Source organism: Vibrio sp. SNU_ST1 (assembly GCF_030563405.1).
Classification (GTDB): domain Bacteria; phylum Pseudomonadota; class Gammaproteobacteria; order Enterobacterales; family Vibrionaceae; genus Vibrio.
On sequence record NZ_CP130748.1, the window covers coordinates 216997 to 232521 of the forward strand.

Consider the following 15525-nt stretch of genomic DNA (forward strand, 5'->3'; position numbering starts at 1 on the left):
GTATTTAAACCGGGACCATTAAGGAAAGACCATGTCACATAGTTCAGAGCTAATTGCTCAAGATATTGAAGCATACTTAAAAGTACACGAGAACAAAGATCTGCTGCGCTTTTTAACTTGCGGTAACGTGGATGATGGTAAATCAACACTGATTGGTCGTTTGCTGTTTGATAGTAAACTGATATACGAAGATCAGATGGCTGCGATTGAGAAAGACTCTCAAAAGTTCAATACAACCGATGAATCATTTGATCTGGCACTGTTGGTAGATGGCCTGCAATCTGAGCGTGAGCAGGGTATTACTATTGATGTGGCATACCGTTATTTTTCGACAGATAAACGTAAATTCATTATTGCTGATACTCCTGGGCACGAGCAATACACTCGTAATATGGTAACTGGAGCGTCAACTTGCGATTTAGCAATTGTGATGGTAGATGCCCGCTATGGTATTCAAACTCAAACGCGTCGTCACAGTTATATTTGTTCACTATTGGGTATTAAGCACATCATTGTTGCTATAAACAAGATGGACTTGATGGATTATAGTCAAGATGTGTATCAACAAATCAAAGCTGATTATCGTGAGATGGCTAAGAGCTTCAATATTGACGACATTCGCTTTGTACCCATCTCAGCGTTGAAAGGCGACAATGTGGTAACTCCAAGTGAAAATATGGAGTGGTACCCAGGAGCGACTTTAATGAAGCTGCTTGAGACAGTAAAAGTCGATCAAGATAAAGATTTAGAGCATATGCGCTTTCCTGTTCAGTACGTTAATCGTCCGAATCTAGATTTCCGCGGCTTTTGTGGCACACTGGCTTCAGGCCAAGTCTGTGTTGGTGATGAAATCACAGCGTTACCTTCAGGAAAATCATCAAAAGTTAAATCCATCTTCACTTATGATGGTGAGCTGGAGTCTGCACAGCCAGGTCAAGCGATTACGATAACGCTTGACGATGAAATTGATGTATCTCGTGGGGATATGTTGATTCATAAAGGCTCAAATCTACAACTTGTTAACAAGTTTGATGCGTATTTAGTGTGGATGGATGAAAACCCATTGCGTTGCCATAAAGAATATAGTTTCAAGTTTGCAACGAAATCTTGCACAGGTAAGTTGTCAGGTATTCAACATAAAGTTGATGTGAATACTCTTGAACAACACGCTGAAAATTCTGAAACAGTAGAGCTTAATGAAATCGCGTTAACTTCTATCAATTTAACAGATCAAGTTGCTATAGATTTATACAAAGATCTGCCTCAGACAGGTGCATTTGTAGTGATCGATAGGCATACGAATGTGACAGTCGGGGCTGGTGTTGTGCAGCGTCTGCATTCTGACGAGGGAGTTAATAAGCGCATTTACTCGCAAGCTGAAAAAGAATTAAACACTTATATAAGAAAGCATTTCCCTGAATGGGGATGCTCAGAAGTTTGATAAAATAAGTTCTACATTTCCTATTTAGTTAATGCTTATTGACTCTATCAACGCCTTTACTTCTATGTTTAGGCGTTATTCTACATCTGCTATCTCACTCCTTGAACGTTACTGTAAGCATGTTGTTTTATACTATTGTTGCGATGTTCTCACTTGTGGGTACAATGTGCGCTAAATTTTCAACGATGACTTATATGCTTTGATTAATCCCCATACCGTCGATTTTAAAAAGGCTTTCTTAAGTCTGACCGCCAGCTTTTTAGTGGTTTTTAGCTTGTTACTTGTTGATTCAGCGGAAGAGTCAGAAAAGCAGTATGGAATTGAAAACCAAGGCGTGACACGCTCTTTAGCGGAGCTTACACAGATTATTAATGCGCTTGAATATAATATTACCGCACTTTATCCACTGCATGGGGATACCTACGTATTCTCACATGAGAAAAAGGTCGAAGGTGATACGTGTTACTTCATTAGTGAAGAGCAAGCTGCCCCTCGATTTGATTTTATGTTCTCTGGCCCAAGTGAGATGTGCGATCTAACGTCGGAGCTTCATTTAGAAGCAGGTAGGCGCATGTTTATCGCACCCACCATGGCTTATTTTGCGAATACCATTGATACCATCTCTGCGATTTACTTTATCTCCAAAGATAAATTTATTATATCGTCGCCTTCCGATTTCGCCCGTTACATTAAAGGTGACACCTTTGATTCAGTCGTCAATAGTCGCCCTTATTGGGTGAATACGATTCGTTTTGGCTTAGCTCAGGGTCAAGATCAAGTGGTGTATACCGGCCAATACGATGACTACCTAACAGGGAAGAAGGTAGTGACCTTAACCAAAGGTATCTATGTTGATGGTGAGTTTAAAGGAGTACTTGGTGTTGATGGTTACGTATCTAATCTCGTCTCGAATCCCGTTCATGGATACAAGGTGACGAGCGCAAGAGGAGTAAACAAATATGGGTTGTTGGACTTTACCTATTCACGTCCTTTGTACGTCGATGGAATTAATACTGAGTTATACCTGACTATTGAAGAAGGAAAGAGTGAGCACTTCTTACATTTGCTGGAACTGGAGCGGGTTCAATTACTGATTTTGTTAGCTTTATACTTTATCTCAGCACTATGGTTGTGGCGGTTTTATACCAAGCAAGAGCATAAGCGATTGAAGAATTTAGCGATGCTCGACCCATTGACTGGTTTATATAATCGGCGTGGTTTTGAAGTTCGGTTGCTGAACCAAAATGAGGAACCAATTATTGGTGTTGGCGTATTTGATATCGATGATTTCAAAGTGGTGAATGACCAGTATGGTCATAAGGTGGGAGATGAGGTGATTTGTCATGTTGCTCAGTTAATGCTGAACAGTGTTAGGCAGCAAGATATCGTGGCGAGATTTGGTGGTGAAGAGTTTGTTGTCGCGATTACGGGCGAATCATCCGAATTACTTTCATCGATCTTTGAACGAATTCAAAATGACATTAGTTTGCAAAGTTATCGATGTGCGACCGGTGACAAGATTAATATCTCAGTCTCCGGGGGAGCGACGCTTTACTCTCTGTACAAGTTCGACAGCATTGGACACTTGTGGGAAAACCAGAGTATTCGTTCATCAGATGAGCAGCTTTATAAGGCGAAGGCCGCAGGCAAGAATCAAGTGTCTATTCACGTACATTAACTTGTGAACTGCAGTTTAGAGCCTAGTCGTTTGCTAGGCTCTTTTTTATCTAAGGAAAAAGCCCCTTAAGATGAAACAGTAGCTAAGGATAAAATGCAGCTAAGGTCAAATGTCTTCCGACGAGGTGTTACTTCTTCACGCGGGCTTTTCTCATCCACTTCTGATGAACACCACGGCGTAAGCTTTGGAAGCTGTTTTCTACTTTGTCGACACCAAGCAAAATAAGTAACGCCATTAGCGTGATAATAACCGACTGCGAAAGGTGGCCAAGTGCGATCATCATACCTAATGCAGCGAGTACCCAGATAATCGCCGCTGACGTGACACCATGAATCTTTCCATCCAATGTCATCATTACCCCAGCACCAAGGAATCCAACCCCCGTAATTATCTGACCAAGTACACGAGCTTGATCGAGTGTGTTGGGGGATAGGCTAATCGCCATGGTGAGGAAGAAGTAAGTACCGCTAATTATAAGGATCGATGTCCGTATTCCGACGGGTTTACCGCGTGTTTGCCTTTCGATTCCGATTAAAGAACCACACAACATGCATGCTGCGAGGCCTGCCCAGCTAAAGGGGGCAAGGTTGAGAGCTTGTTCTATAAATTGTGACATATCACCCCTCCTAAGAATTTAGAATAGAGCCGAGTATGCTAATAATAGACCGGACGATCGAACAAAAAATTTTTGTCGTGAAGGTGCATTTAGCAACGTGTTGTCGTTACAGATAAGCTTAGTCGCTTTTTGAAGCTCGCTCGCTATTCAATATGCAGATCGAGTGGCGTCTTGCTACTGCGGCCGCCAATTTCGCGAGTTAGCTTTGGTACTAGGTAGCCAGAAACTTCAGAGATCAAACCTTTGAAGTGGTGTTTGGCCTCTTCATCGGAGATATAGAAATGAGCAGCGCCCTGAACTTTATCAAGTACATGCATGTAGTAAGGTAAAATACCGGCGTCGAATAGCTTTACACTTAACTTTTTCAATGAGTTAGCGCTGTTATTTACGCCTTTTAGCATCACGCCTTGGTTGAGCAGAGTCGCACCAGTTTGCTTCAGCTTATGGAAGGCTTGCTTGAGCTCTAAGTTGATTTCATTGGCATGATTAATATGGCTAACCATGACTACATTGAGACGAGTTTGAGCTAACAATTGGCAAAGTTCATCCGTTACTCGAGCGGGAATCACAACCGGTAATCGGCTATGAATTCGAACGGTTTTTACATGTGGAATTTGTTCAATAGCATTGATAAGCCACTCTAGCTCGCTGTCTTTTGCCATCAGTGGATCGCCACCCGACAAGATAACCTCGTTGATCTCTGGGTGAGCAGCCACATAGTCTAGGCTGGTTTGCCAAACAGACTTGGATCCTTTGTTATCTTGGTAAGGGAAATGACGACGGAAGCAGTAACGGCAGTTAATCGCGCAGCCACCTTTCACGATCATTAGCGCGCGGCTTTTGTATTTGTGTAGTAGTCCCGGAATCGCGTTTTCTTGTTCTTCTAAGGGGTCAGCAGAATAGCCTTGGTGCACCTCAAACTCTTCACTTAGCGGTAAAACTTGTCTTAGCAAAGGGTCGTGTGGATTGCCTTTTTCCATTCGCTCAACAAAGCTAAGAGGAACTCGAAGCGAAAACAGCTCACGTGCTACGAATCCTTTTTGCCACGGTGTTGGGTCTATTTCCAATGCTTCAAGCAGTTTTGTCGGGTCAGAGATCGCATTCGATAGTTGTTTGAGCCAGTTTTGCTCAACAGATTCGACTTTTCGGGTTATGATATGCGGCATTGAAATTAACTCAAAGATGTGGAAGAGAAAATCATGGCGTCAGTAAGCACCAATGAATTCAAAGGCGGTTTAAAATTCATGTTAGATAACGAGCCTTGCGCAATTATCGACAATGAATACGTTAAGCCAGGTAAAGGCCAAGCGTTTAACCGTGTAAAACTTCGTAAACTGCTGTCAGGCAAAGTGTTAGAGAAAACATTCAAGTCAGGCGAAAGCTTTGAGCTTGCAGATGTTGTTGACGTTGAACTAGGTTACCTATACAACGACGGCGAATTCTACCACTTCATGAACAACGAAACATTTGAGCAAATTGCAGCAGACGTAAAAGCAGTCGCTGACTCAGCAAAATGGTTAGTTGAAAATGACGTTTGTACTCTAACGTTGTGGAATGATAACCCTATCACTGTTACTCCGCCAAACTTTGTTGAGATCGAAGTAACTGAAACCGATCCTGGCCTGAAAGGCGATACACAGGGTACTGGTGGTAAACCTGCAACTCTAGCAACAGGCGCGGTAGTTCGCGTACCTCTATTCATCGCTATCGGTGAAGTTGTTAAAGTTGATACTCGTACTGGCGAATACGTTGGTCGTGTAAAATAATTTGATTGTGTCCATCTTTTAGGATGGCCCAGTGAAATAGAAAAGGTCGCTTATGAGCGGCCTTTTTTGTATCTGGTGATCAGGAAAAGCGGGTGAGGAGCAGAAAAGCAGATGCGAGTAAACGAGATATAACAAGCAACAAAAAGCAGAACAAGATAATCCTGTTCTGCTTTTAGTATTTTCGTTCTTAAACTCTTCGAATCTCAGTTACCCGAATCTGCTCTTAACTGTTAAATCATAAAAATGAAGATAACAGACAGCGCGCTAATAAGGCCTGCAACGAAGTAGCAGCCCACTTTACCTGCAACGCCGACGTGGAACTTAAGGTCGTGCATGCCGTGGTGAAGACGGTGCATTGCGTGCCACATTGGCAGTGCCAGCGTACCGATGATGAACAGTGCACCGATAATGCTGGTGGTAAACTCAGAGACACGTTCGTAGCTCATTGCGTCCGCATCGATGATGCCCATTGGCACTAAGATACCCAGCACTAGAATAGTGATTGGTGTGATCATCGCGAACCAAGTACCGCCAGCGCCGAATAGGCCCCACCAGATTGGTTCATCAGAGCGTTTCGGATTGTGGTTAACATTGTAATTTGTGTTCATAACGAAGCTCCTTACACCACCATCAGAACGATTAAAGAAATAAATGCCACCGCTGCCCACTGGGTCAGTACGATGATTCTTTTATCTACCAATTTGCCTTTAAGGCGGATTGGCATTACTTGAGGCATCATGCTGAAGAAGGTCTGAGCGTGCAGTAAGCTGCCTAGCAGTGCCACGATGTTGATACCAACAACGATAGGGTTAGCCATAAATCTCAACCAACCTTCCCACGCCTCAGGGCCTTTCACTAGCGAACCCAAACCGAAGGTTAGGAACAGAGTGAATAGAATCAAAGGCAGTACAGTCGCTTCACGTAGCATGTAGAAGCGGTAGAACGGATGGTTACTCCACCACGTTCTCTTCATCTCGCGAACATAAGGCTTACGATTGCTCATATTATGCCTCCTCTGCTGTTTTTACTTGCGATCCATCAGGCTTGAACATCGAGATAACGAAGTCCATTGAAGACTCAACTTTGCCTTGGTTTACTGCCGCTGCTGGGTCTACTTTCTTCGGACAAACGTCAGAACAGTAACCTACAAACGTACAGCCCCAAGCTCCGTTGTCGCCATTGATAAGCTTCATACGTTCAGCTTTACCATTGTCACGGCTATCTAGGTTGTAGCGGTGAGCAAGAGCAAGCGCAGCAGGGCCAATGAACTCAGGGTTTAGACCAAATTGAGGACACGCTGCGTAACACAAACCACAGTTGATGCAGCCAGCGAACTGTTTGTACTTCGCCATTTGCTCTGGAGTTTGGATGTTAGTGCCGTCTTCTGGCTTGCGATCGTTACCAATAATGTAAGGCTTGATTGCTTCAAGGCGCTCGATAAACGGCGTCATGTCGACAATCAAATCTTTCTCGATTGGGAAGTTAGCTAAAGGCTCGATTTTGAAGCCATTCGGGTAATCACGTAAGAAGCTCTTACATGCCAGTTTTGGCACGCCATCAACCATGATGCCGCAAGAACCACAAATCGCCATACGACAAGACCAACGGTAAGACAGGTCTTTATCTAGGTTATCTTTGATGTAACCAATCGCATCAAGTACCGACATGGTTTCATCAAATGGAACTTCAAAGGTTTGAAAGTGAGGTTCTGCATCGTGCTCAGGGTCATAACGCAGGATTTCAATTTTTTGGATTCGATTCGCTGACATTATGCTTGCTCCTCTTCGCTCTTCTTAGCATTCTCTTCTGCTGCTTTTTCAGCGGCAGCGGCTTTCTCTGCAGCTTCACCGTACAGACGAGCTTTAGGTTGAGATTTGGTGATCTTAACGCCGCTGTAGTCGATGGTTGGTGCTGCATCTTCGTTGTAGAAAGATAGAGAGTGTTTCAGGAAGTTCACGTCATCACGTTCTGTGCAGTTGTCGTCTAGACGTTGGTGTGCACCGCGAGACTCTTTACGAAGGATCGCTGAGTGAACCATCGCTTCTGCAACTTCAAGGCCGTAACCCACTTCGATAGCATAAAGTAGGTCAGTGTTGAACACTTTGCCTTTGTCTTTAATACTGATCTTCTTGTAGCGAGCTTTCAGTTCAGTGATTTTGTCGATGGTTTCTTGCATCAAGTCTTCTTGACGGTAGATACCACAACCCGCTTCCATGGTGTGACCCATTTCAGTGCGGATGTCAGCCCAGTTCTCATCACCTTCTTGGTTTAGTAGACCTGCGATGCGATCTTCAACCGCTTTCACTTGCTTAGCAATAGACTCTTCGTTCCAGCCTTTGAATTCAGCTGCACGTTTCACGGCTTGTTCACCGGCTACGCGGCCGAATACTACGAATTCAGCAAGAGAGTTAGACCCTAGGCGGTTTGCGCCATGTAGGCCAACTGAAGCACACTCACCGACAGCGAATAGGCCTTTAATGCGAGTTTCACACGTCCCGTTGGTTTCAATACCACCCATGGTGTAGTGAACGGTTGGGCGAATTGGGATTGGCTCTTTTGCTGGGTCTACGTTTACGTACGCTTTTGCAAGCTCACAGATAAACGGAAGACGCTCTTGCAGGTACTCTTCACCAAGGTGGCGAAGGTCAAGATGTACTACATCACCAAGCGGATGCTTGATGGTGTTGCCTTTCTGCTGCTCGTGCCAGAATGCTTGAGAAACTTTGTCTCGAGGACCCAGTTCCATGTATTTATTTTTCGGCTCGCCCACTGGAGTTTCAGGGCCCATGCCGTAATCTTGCAAGTAACGGTAGCCGTTCTTGTTGACGATGATACCGCCTTCACCACGACAACCTTCGGTCATCAAGATGCCAGTGCCCGGTAGGCCTGTTGGGTGGTATTGAACGAACTCCATATCACGCAGTGGCACACCGTGGCGATAAGCCATTGCCATACCATCGCCCGTTACGATGCCGCCGTTGGTATTGCAGTGGTAAACACGACCTGCGCCACCGGTTGCTAGTACAACAGATTTCGCTTTGATGGTAACAAGCTCACCTTCAGACATATGAATCGCGATTAGGCCTTGTACTTCGCCATCCTCAACGATCAGATCTACCACAAAGTACTCATCAAATCGTTTGATTGTGTCGTACTTCATCGAAGTCTGGAACAGAGTATGAAGCATGTGGAAGCCGGTTTTATCCGCTGCGAACCACGTTCTCTCTACCTTCATACCGCCGAATCGGCGTACGTTTACTTCACCGTTTTCTTTACGACTCCATGGGCAACCCCATTGTTCCATTTGGATCATTTCGCGAGTCGAGTTTTCAACAAAGTATTCAACAACATCCTGTTCACATAGCCAGTCGCCACCGCCAACAGTATCGTTGAAGTGGTTATCTAGGCTATCTTCGTCTTTAATTACCGCTGCTGAACCGCCTTCTGCTGCCACCGTGTGCGAACGCATTGGGTAAACTTTAGAAATCAGTGCAACTTCCAATTCAGGATTAGCTTCAGCTGCTGCAATTGCTGTACGAAGACCAGCGCCGCCTGCGCCGATGACTGCGATATCTGTGGTAATTGTCTTCACAGTTATTCTCCAGTGTGATGCGGAGTATTCCGCTTGTTATTATAAAAAGCTTATTGGTGGCACTTACTAACTAATAGCACTTACTAATTGGCAGTATTTACTAATTAATAGCACGTAAACGGCATCAACCGTTTATTACCCCTAAGCCTTAAGTGGTAGATTCAGTGTAAGAGAGGAAGGTATTCGAAAAGTTGATGCATTTGGGTTTTTAGGTCGGTAGTGCATATGGAGGCATAGAATTTATAGGTTATGTGACTGCAATCACGGCAATGAATTGTTGATAACGATTAGCCCACAGGGCTTGTGTTAACGGCTTGTTGAGTATGATTTTTGTTATCAATGTGGATGTGAAAGCTGTATTGATAATTGTATTGTAGAACGTAATTTTCTGGCTTCATTAAAGCAACATTTTGCTTTCATCTATAGAAAGATAGAAGCTTACAAAAGAGACGAAAGGTGGTAATTTCCGTCGCCTAGAATTCAGTAATATGGGACTTAATAATGCACTCAACATGGCAACCAGCCGCAACCATTAAGCAGTTAAAGCAACGTGCTGATATCCTTAATCAAATCCGCCAGTTTTTTGCAGAGCGAAGCGTGATGGAAGTGGATACGCCAGCCATGAGTCACGCTACGGTGACGGACGTGCATTTGCATACTTTCAAAACTGAATTCGTAGGGCCGGGTTATGCGCACGGTCAGCCCCTGTTCTTTATGACTAGCCCTGAGTTTCATATGAAACGTCTATTAGCAGCGGGCAGTGGCTGTATTTATCAGATTTGTAAGTCTTTCCGGAATGAAGAAAATGGCCGTTACCACAACCCTGAGTTCACCATGTTAGAGTGGTATCGCGTCGGGTTTGATCACCATGACTTAATGGATGAAGTGGATTTGCTGTTACAGCAGGTACTTAAATCGAGCTCAGCAGAGCGAATGACTTACCAACAAGCCTTTATCGATGTGTTAGGTGTGTGTCCGCTGGAAGATTCGATGGATACCCTAAAGCAAGCAGCTGCGAAACTAGGGCTCAGCGACATAGCTGACCCCGAGCAAGATCGCGATACGTTATTGCAGCTTCTTTTCAGTATTGGGGTAGAGGCGAAAATAGGCCAGCAGGTGCCTGCGTTTGTGTATGACTTCCCAGCCTCACAAGCGGCATTAGCTAAGATTAACCCCGAGGATTCGCGAGTGGCGGATCGCTTTGAGGTGTATTTCAAAGGCATCGAGTTAGCTAACGGCTTTCATGAGTTAGATAAACCGCAAGAACAACTTAAGCGCTTTGAAGATGATAATGCCAAGCGTATTGAGATGGGTCTATCACCTCAACCGATTGATCATCACTTGATTGAGGCGTTAAAAGCGGGCTTACCAGACTGTGCGGGTGTTGCTTTGGGGATCGACCGTCTGATCATGCTGGCGCTGGGCTATGACCATATCGATGATGTGACGGCTTTCCCGTTCCCACGCTCTTAGCTCTCTATTCAGTTAGTCCTACTTACCGTTTGGCTAACTGACCAAAATACCAGTACCCACTACGGCAACAATGGCACCTATCCAAGCGTAGGCGTTCGGTCTCTGCTTGGTGTATAGCCAGAGTATCGGTAACAACATGATTGGTGTGGTTGAAGATAACAGAGCGACCATACCGACATTACCTTCCTGCAACGCATACAAAATCAACGTCATTCCTACTGCCATCGCTAGAAAACCATTAACCGCGGTAATCGCGAATATCTGCTTATTCATTGGGTTAAGTGCGCGTGAAAGTTTGGCGCCTGTTAAACGAAATGCGGAGTGAGCAACAAAAGCGGTGATCATTCGAATGGCAGAAGCGGCAACAGGGTCGATACTGGTTTGCATCACGGGTTTGGCAATGATGCCGCCCAATGCTTGGCAGATCGCTGCGGTGATTCCCAGTGCGACACCAATCCACACTGTGCCCTTGATGGTTTCAAGCTGGTTGTTGGCTTGTCCTCGACGACCAAAGAATATCGCAGTTAATACACCACTAAACACCAAAGCCGAGCCAATCAGCTCAATAGAGGTCATACTTTCACTAAACAGGAAATAACCAAGAATCGCCGAGAACACGGCGTGACAAGAGAACAGTAAACCCGCTTGGCGCGGTCCCATTCGGTTCAAACAGGCAAATAGGGCGGTATCACCAATGAATATACCAATCAGGCCAGATAGCATCATCGGCGTGATTAGATTGGCTTCGACAGTTGACCAACCTCCAGTAAACCAAGCCATGCTCGATAAGATGATCGCGGTACAACCCATTCTCCAACGGCTATAGGCGAAAGAACCTAAGTGTTGGGCAGGCTTTACTGACATTAGGCTCGCAATGGCCCAAAGAAAAGCGGCAGCTAGAGCTAACCATTCAAATCCCATCTGAATAACATCCTTGTGTCTGGGATAAATTAGCTCATCAATATGCATCAAACCGAACTGAGAACAAAGTGATTCTTATGAAAGAACGACTTTGTTTCAGTTATTAGTTTATGTCAGCTGTCGCTCGGTGGTGTGGTTCACTTACTTTGCTTGAGTCGCACTATACCTTAAAGCGCTCCACGTCTTGGCGCATAGACTCCGCAGCGCTACTCATTTCATTTGAGCTATTGCGACTGCTTTCAGCTTGCTGTGCAAGGTCATCAGATGCATCCTTGATCCCTTGCGTATTACGGCTGATGTCTTCGCTAACCGCGCGTTGCTCTTCCGCAGCACTCGCTATTTGCAGTGCCATATCGTTGATTTCAGTGATTGCCTGAGTGATTTTCGTGAGGCTGCCATGAGCTTGCTCTGCGAAGCCAACACTGTTCTCTGCCAGTTGAGTGCTGGTGGTCATACTTTCAACGGCATGCTCGGTATTCTTCTGCAGTGTATCAATCATCACGCGAATTTCTTCGGTCGAGCCATGCGTTCTTTGGCTTAACACACGAACCTCGTCTGCTACAACGGCAAACCCACGACCTTGTTCACCTGCACGAGCCGCTTCAATTGCCGCATTCAATGCCAACAGATTGGTTTGTTCGGCAATGCCTTGGATAGTAGACAGGATCTGGTTGATGCTTTGAGCGTTGCTCTCTAATTCACGAATAACATTGGCAGCGTCTTCAACTTGGGTCGCCAGGCCAGTAATCGCATCACGGTTTTGTTGGATAACTTCTTGGCCTTCGTTACAAGCGGTGGCTGATGCCTGAGAAGCCGATGCAGTGAGTTCGGCATGGCTGGCCACTTCAGCTGCGGTGGCAGACATCTCATGAATCGCGGTCGCAATTTGATTGATGTCGTTTTGTTGATTTTCAACTCGAATCGAAGATTGGGTAGCCAGTTGATTGGCTTTTTCCGCATGGTTGTTTAAGTCGTGACTGTGCTCGATTACCCCCTTAAGCATGCTTTGCATTTGGCTTAAGAACTGGTTCACAAGCTCGGCAAGTTTGCCAATTTCATCCATACGCTTGATATCAATACGCTGAGTCAGATCGCCTCTGCCTTGAGCAAGCTGAGTCAGTGCTTCAGACAATGTTTGCAGTGGGTGCAGCAGGCGGTTAATCACCATTGTGCTAGCAATCGAAATGACGATATACAAAATTAAAGAAGTCAGGGAGATGAATTGAATCGCGTCAGAGACCGCAGAAAACGCCATTTCCTTATCGATAACAATACCCAGAGACCAATCGGTGTTCGGGACGTTGGCAATGTAGACCATTTTATCACCTTGGCCTGGCCAGGCTAGCGTGGTGATCATTTGGTCTTGTATCAGTTGCGATACTTTGTTGACCGTTAGATCTGGATTCAAACTCGTCAGTGGTTTCTGGCTTAACTCTTCATCACTGTAGGCGACGATGTTGTTGTTGCCGTCGACTAAAAACGCAAAGCCATCGTTATCGAGTTTTACATTGAGCACGGTATCAATAATGCTAGTTACGGTTAAATCTGCCGCGATAACACCTTGTCTTTCACCATTAAATGCTTTAGCAAAACTGATGACAATGCTGCCGTCAAAATCTTGGTAAGGCTCGGTAATGATGAGGTCTGATGTTGCGTTTGCATCTTTATACCAAGGGCGAGTTCGAGGGTCGTAGTCTGCTGGCCAATCTTCACCTTTGTCGCCATAAGCAATCGTGCCATCGCTGAACCCTGCATAAACAGACAAGAATTGCCCGGCTTGCTTGGTGATCAATAACTCGCGGTCAGAGCTGTCATTACTTGAAATGGTAGGCTCATTGGCAAGCATCATATCGCTGCGGATAGAGAGCCAATCGGCAATATAATTCGTTGTGCCAACACTGACATTTTTCATTTCTTGGTTAATCGCGACCTCTGTTTCTTGAGTCAACTGATTAACCGATATCCAGGCTTGAGCGCCACTTACGACGGCGATAATGACCGCAATCGCGATCTGAATTTTAAACTTAATAGTATGTCTCAAGGTCTATTCCTCTCTATTAGACAAAAACCTAATTACAGTGACGTACTTGATGGTGAATTGGTGTGTCTCTGATGCGTGTATAGTGCCGTTGTCTTGGTGTTGGTAGATGTGTTTAAAGTCAAAAAATTTGAAATCAACCATCGTCATTTTTAATAAATCGTGAAGTAGAATCACAATTATCTATCGATGAAAATTTAATAAACCCGCCAGCTAGCGAGATCACGATTACTAGCTGGACGGAAGGGAGGCATTGACGTGCTAGGTGATAATAAACAGCGCGAGGTAGACCATCAGTAAGCCGACAATCCCTAAGATGATACCCATCTTCGCCATATCTTTGCTTTCGATAAGCCCAGTTGAGTAAGCCAGCGAGTTTGGTGGTGTCGATACTGGAAGAATCATCCCGAGCGATGCCGAGAAGGCGACCACAACCAGCAAGCCTTGTAAGCCTCCAATTGCTACTAGGCTTTCCATAGAAGCGCCAATCGCAGCTGCTATCGGCATCAGCAAGTTTGCGGTAGCGGTGTTTGACATGAAGTTCGCCATTAGCCAACACACGATAGACAGCGTTAGTACCACTGCAGTCGGCGAGAGCGATTCATAATCAATCGCGTGAGCGAGTGCAGCGGCTAAGCCTGTTTTATCCAAGCCAATCCCAATCGCAATACCACCCGCAACCAGCCACAACACATCCCAGTTAATCAGCTTGAGTTCTTCTTTACCCATGATGCCAGTGAGAGTAAAGACAGCTAGTGGAATAATAGAGACCACATAAGTGTTCATGCCATGCAGTTTGGTGGTCATCCACAATAAGATTGTCGCAGCGAAGGTGACGTAAACCACAATCGCTCGCCAGCTCTTTCTAAATTGTCCATCAAGCTTGAGGACCATATTTCTTTCTTTAGAAGGGAAGAGTTTTTGTAGGAGAAACCAAGCGATGGTGAGTTGGATGATCACAAAGGGTAAGCCCATCATCATCCAGCTAAGGAAGTCGATACTGTTCTCGCCAGTTAGGTATTGCAGTGCGATCGCATTGGGTGGTGTACCTATGGGTGTCGCGATACCACCGGTATTGGCGGCGATTGGAATACACAACACGAGCGCTTTAATCCCCATGTCGCCTCTTGGTGCAGAGGCTACGATAGGACCTAGCAATGCGAGCATCATTACCGTTGTAGCGGTATTTGACATGAACATTGAGAACACGGCGGTGATCAGCATTAAACCGAGCATGATGAAGCGAGGCTCCGTGCCAAACGGTTTGAGCAATACTCGAGCTAGGTTGTTGTCGAGTTCGTATTTGGATGCGGATATCGCAAGAGCAAAGCCACCCATGAAAAGGATGATGATTGGTGACGAAAATGCACCGAAGATGTCGGTATATTTGATTAATTCGCCGAGATCGTGCCCTGCAGGTGGGTTTCTAAATAGATGCAAACCCTTGTCGGAAATCATCACCAGTTCAAGCGCAATGATCAGAATTGAGGTGGCGAATACCGGAACGGGTTCAAGCACCCACAGTAGAGCTGCTAGTAAGAATATCGCTAACAAGCGGTGTTGAATCAGCGTGAGGTCATCGATAGGTATGGAATCTATTGGCATGAATAACACGCCTAAGGGAATAGCAAAACAAATCAACAGCTTGACCAGAACGCCAATATTGAGTTTAGGCATGTACAAAGACCCCATGAATAAAATATCTTCAAATAGAGTAAGTTATCTGGATTTTTGGTACTTGGAGACGGGTTGTAAAATCGAAAAGTTGTTTAAGGTTTCGACAGTTGTTTTGCTTTTGGTCAATATTTTTTCTGGGCAATTAGAGGCAAGAGTGAGAAGCAGCAGGTGGCTGGGCTGGGCTGGGCTTGAGGATTGTGGTTTGAAAGCTTGGGTTGTTAGAGCTTGAGTAGGAAACAAATTGGTAGAGTTAAGAAAAAGGCGCGTTCTTCTCTGATATAGAAATAGAAAAAGTAACGCGCCTTTAAAATTAAATGAGTTAA

General features: G+C 45.1%; 14 protein-coding genes. 5 read left to right on the top strand and 9 right to left on the bottom strand.

Features of this window, described 5'->3' with window-relative positions:
- Positions 1-31: 31 nt before the first annotated feature.
- Positions 32-1441 carry a sulfate adenylyltransferase subunit CysN gene (cysN, locus tag Q5H80_RS01000; RefSeq protein ID WP_304566568.1) on the top strand — a complete coding sequence of 470 codons (1410 nt, stop codon included), beginning with the start codon at positions 32-34 and terminating at the stop codon, positions 1439-1441.
- Between the two features lie 244 nt (positions 1442-1685).
- Positions 1686-3119: a sensor domain-containing diguanylate cyclase gene (locus Q5H80_RS01005; protein ID WP_304569359.1), complete on the top strand. Its 1434-nt coding sequence runs from the start codon at positions 1686-1688 to the stop codon at positions 3117-3119.
- Positions 3120-3246: 127 nt separating this feature from the next.
- On the opposite strand, the gene Q5H80_RS01010 is transcribed toward Q5H80_RS01005, so the two are convergent.
- The gene (locus tag Q5H80_RS01010) at positions 3247-3735 is read right to left on the bottom strand and encodes an MgtC/SapB family protein (RefSeq protein WP_304566569.1); all 489 of its coding nucleotides are present in this window, start codon (positions 3733-3735) and stop codon (positions 3247-3249) included.
- A 143-nt stretch (positions 3736-3878) separates the two neighbouring features.
- Positions 3879-4901: an EF-P beta-lysylation protein EpmB gene (gene epmB, locus Q5H80_RS01015; protein WP_304566571.1), complete on the bottom strand. Its 1023-nt coding sequence runs from the start codon at positions 4899-4901 to the stop codon at positions 3879-3881.
- A gap of 33 nt (positions 4902-4934) precedes the next feature.
- Between epmB and efp the strand changes: the two genes are divergently transcribed.
- Positions 4935-5501, top strand: a complete 567-nt coding sequence (gene efp, locus Q5H80_RS01020; RefSeq protein ID WP_009847919.1) for an elongation factor P — start codon at positions 4935-4937, stop codon at positions 5499-5501.
- A gap of 230 nt (positions 5502-5731) precedes the next feature.
- Here efp and frdD read toward each other — a convergent pair whose 3' ends face one another.
- The 4 genes from frdD to frdA are packed head-to-tail and all read right to left on the bottom strand — an operon-like array spanning position 5732 to position 9093.
- The gene (frdD, locus tag Q5H80_RS01025; RefSeq protein ID WP_304566578.1) at positions 5732-6109 is read right to left on the bottom strand and encodes a fumarate reductase subunit FrdD; all 378 of its coding nucleotides are present in this window, start codon (positions 6107-6109) and stop codon (positions 5732-5734) included.
- Between the two features lie 11 nt (positions 6110-6120).
- The gene (gene frdC, locus Q5H80_RS01030; protein WP_304566580.1) at positions 6121-6504 is read right to left on the bottom strand and encodes a fumarate reductase subunit FrdC; all 384 of its coding nucleotides are present in this window, start codon (positions 6502-6504) and stop codon (positions 6121-6123) included.
- A gap of 1 nt (position 6505) precedes the next feature.
- Entirely contained in the window at positions 6506-7270 is a 765-nt protein-coding gene (locus Q5H80_RS01035) for a succinate dehydrogenase/fumarate reductase iron-sulfur subunit (protein WP_009847917.1), read from the bottom strand.
- Positions 7270-9093, bottom strand: coding sequence for a fumarate reductase (quinol) flavoprotein subunit (gene frdA / locus Q5H80_RS01040; protein WP_304566591.1), 1824 nt, complete (start codon positions 9091-9093; stop codon positions 7270-7272). Before frdA ends, Q5H80_RS01035 begins: the two co-directional genes overlap by 1 nt.
- A 501-nt stretch (positions 9094-9594) precedes the next feature.
- Here frdA and epmA point away from each other — a divergent pair.
- Positions 9595-10566, top strand: coding sequence for an elongation factor P--(R)-beta-lysine ligase (gene epmA / locus Q5H80_RS01045; RefSeq protein ID WP_304566592.1), 972 nt, complete (start codon positions 9595-9597; stop codon positions 10564-10566).
- Between the two features lie 33 nt (positions 10567-10599).
- Here epmA and Q5H80_RS01050 read toward each other — a convergent pair whose 3' ends face one another.
- From Q5H80_RS01050 to Q5H80_RS01060, 3 genes are all read right to left on the bottom strand, one after another.
- Positions 10600-11487, bottom strand: a complete 888-nt coding sequence (locus Q5H80_RS01050) for a DMT family transporter (protein WP_009847914.1) — start codon at positions 11485-11487, stop codon at positions 10600-10602.
- Between the two features lie 160 nt (positions 11488-11647).
- Positions 11648-13528 (bottom strand): methyl-accepting chemotaxis protein, encoded by a 1881-nt coding sequence (locus Q5H80_RS01055; RefSeq protein WP_304566593.1) that lies wholly within the window; start codon positions 13526-13528, stop codon positions 11648-11650.
- Between the two features lie 258 nt (positions 13529-13786).
- On the bottom strand, positions 13787-15202 hold the full coding sequence (locus Q5H80_RS01060) for an SLC13 family permease (RefSeq protein WP_304566594.1): 1416 nt from the start codon (positions 15200-15202) through the stop codon (positions 13787-13789).
- Here Q5H80_RS01060 and Q5H80_RS01065 point away from each other — a divergent pair.
- On the top strand, positions 15129-15431 hold the full coding sequence (locus Q5H80_RS01065) for a hypothetical protein (RefSeq protein WP_304569426.1): 303 nt from the start codon (positions 15129-15131) through the stop codon (positions 15429-15431). The two genes, Q5H80_RS01060 and Q5H80_RS01065, sit on opposite strands and share 74 nt — an antisense overlap.
- The last annotated feature ends 94 nt before the right edge of the window (positions 15432-15525 follow it).

Excerpts from the sequence above, each read along its gene's own strand:
- cysN (WP_304566568.1), top strand. The coding sequence starts at position 32 with ATGTCACATAGTTCAGAGCTAATTGCTCAAGATATTGAAGCATACTTA.
- Q5H80_RS01010 (WP_304566569.1), bottom strand. The coding sequence starts at position 3,735 with ATGTCACAATTTATAGAACAAGCTCTCAACCTTGCCCCCTTTAGCTGG.
- epmB (WP_304566571.1), bottom strand. The coding sequence starts at position 4,901 with ATGCCGCATATCATAACCCGAAAAGTCGAATCTGTTGAGCAAAACTGG.
- efp (WP_009847919.1), top strand. The coding sequence starts at position 4,935 with ATGGCGTCAGTAAGCACCAATGAATTCAAAGGCGGTTTAAAATTCATG.
- frdD (WP_304566578.1), bottom strand. The coding sequence starts at position 6,109 with ATGAACACAAATTACAATGTTAACCACAATCCGAAACGCTCTGATGAA.
- frdC (WP_304566580.1), bottom strand. The coding sequence starts at position 6,504 with ATGAGCAATCGTAAGCCTTATGTTCGCGAGATGAAGAGAACGTGGTGG.
- Q5H80_RS01035 (WP_009847917.1), bottom strand. The coding sequence starts at position 7,270 with ATGTCAGCGAATCGAATCCAAAAAATTGAAATCCTGCGTTATGACCCT.
- epmA (WP_304566592.1), top strand. The coding sequence starts at position 9,595 with ATGCACTCAACATGGCAACCAGCCGCAACCATTAAGCAGTTAAAGCAA.
- Q5H80_RS01050 (WP_009847914.1), bottom strand. The coding sequence starts at position 11,487 with ATGGGATTTGAATGGTTAGCTCTAGCTGCCGCTTTTCTTTGGGCCATT.
- Q5H80_RS01065 (WP_304569426.1), top strand. The coding sequence starts at position 15,129 with ATGAATAACACGCCTAAGGGAATAGCAAAACAAATCAACAGCTTGACC.
- Q5H80_RS01060 (WP_304566594.1), bottom strand. The coding sequence starts at position 15,202 with ATGCCTAAACTCAATATTGGCGTTCTGGTCAAGCTGTTGATTTGTTTT.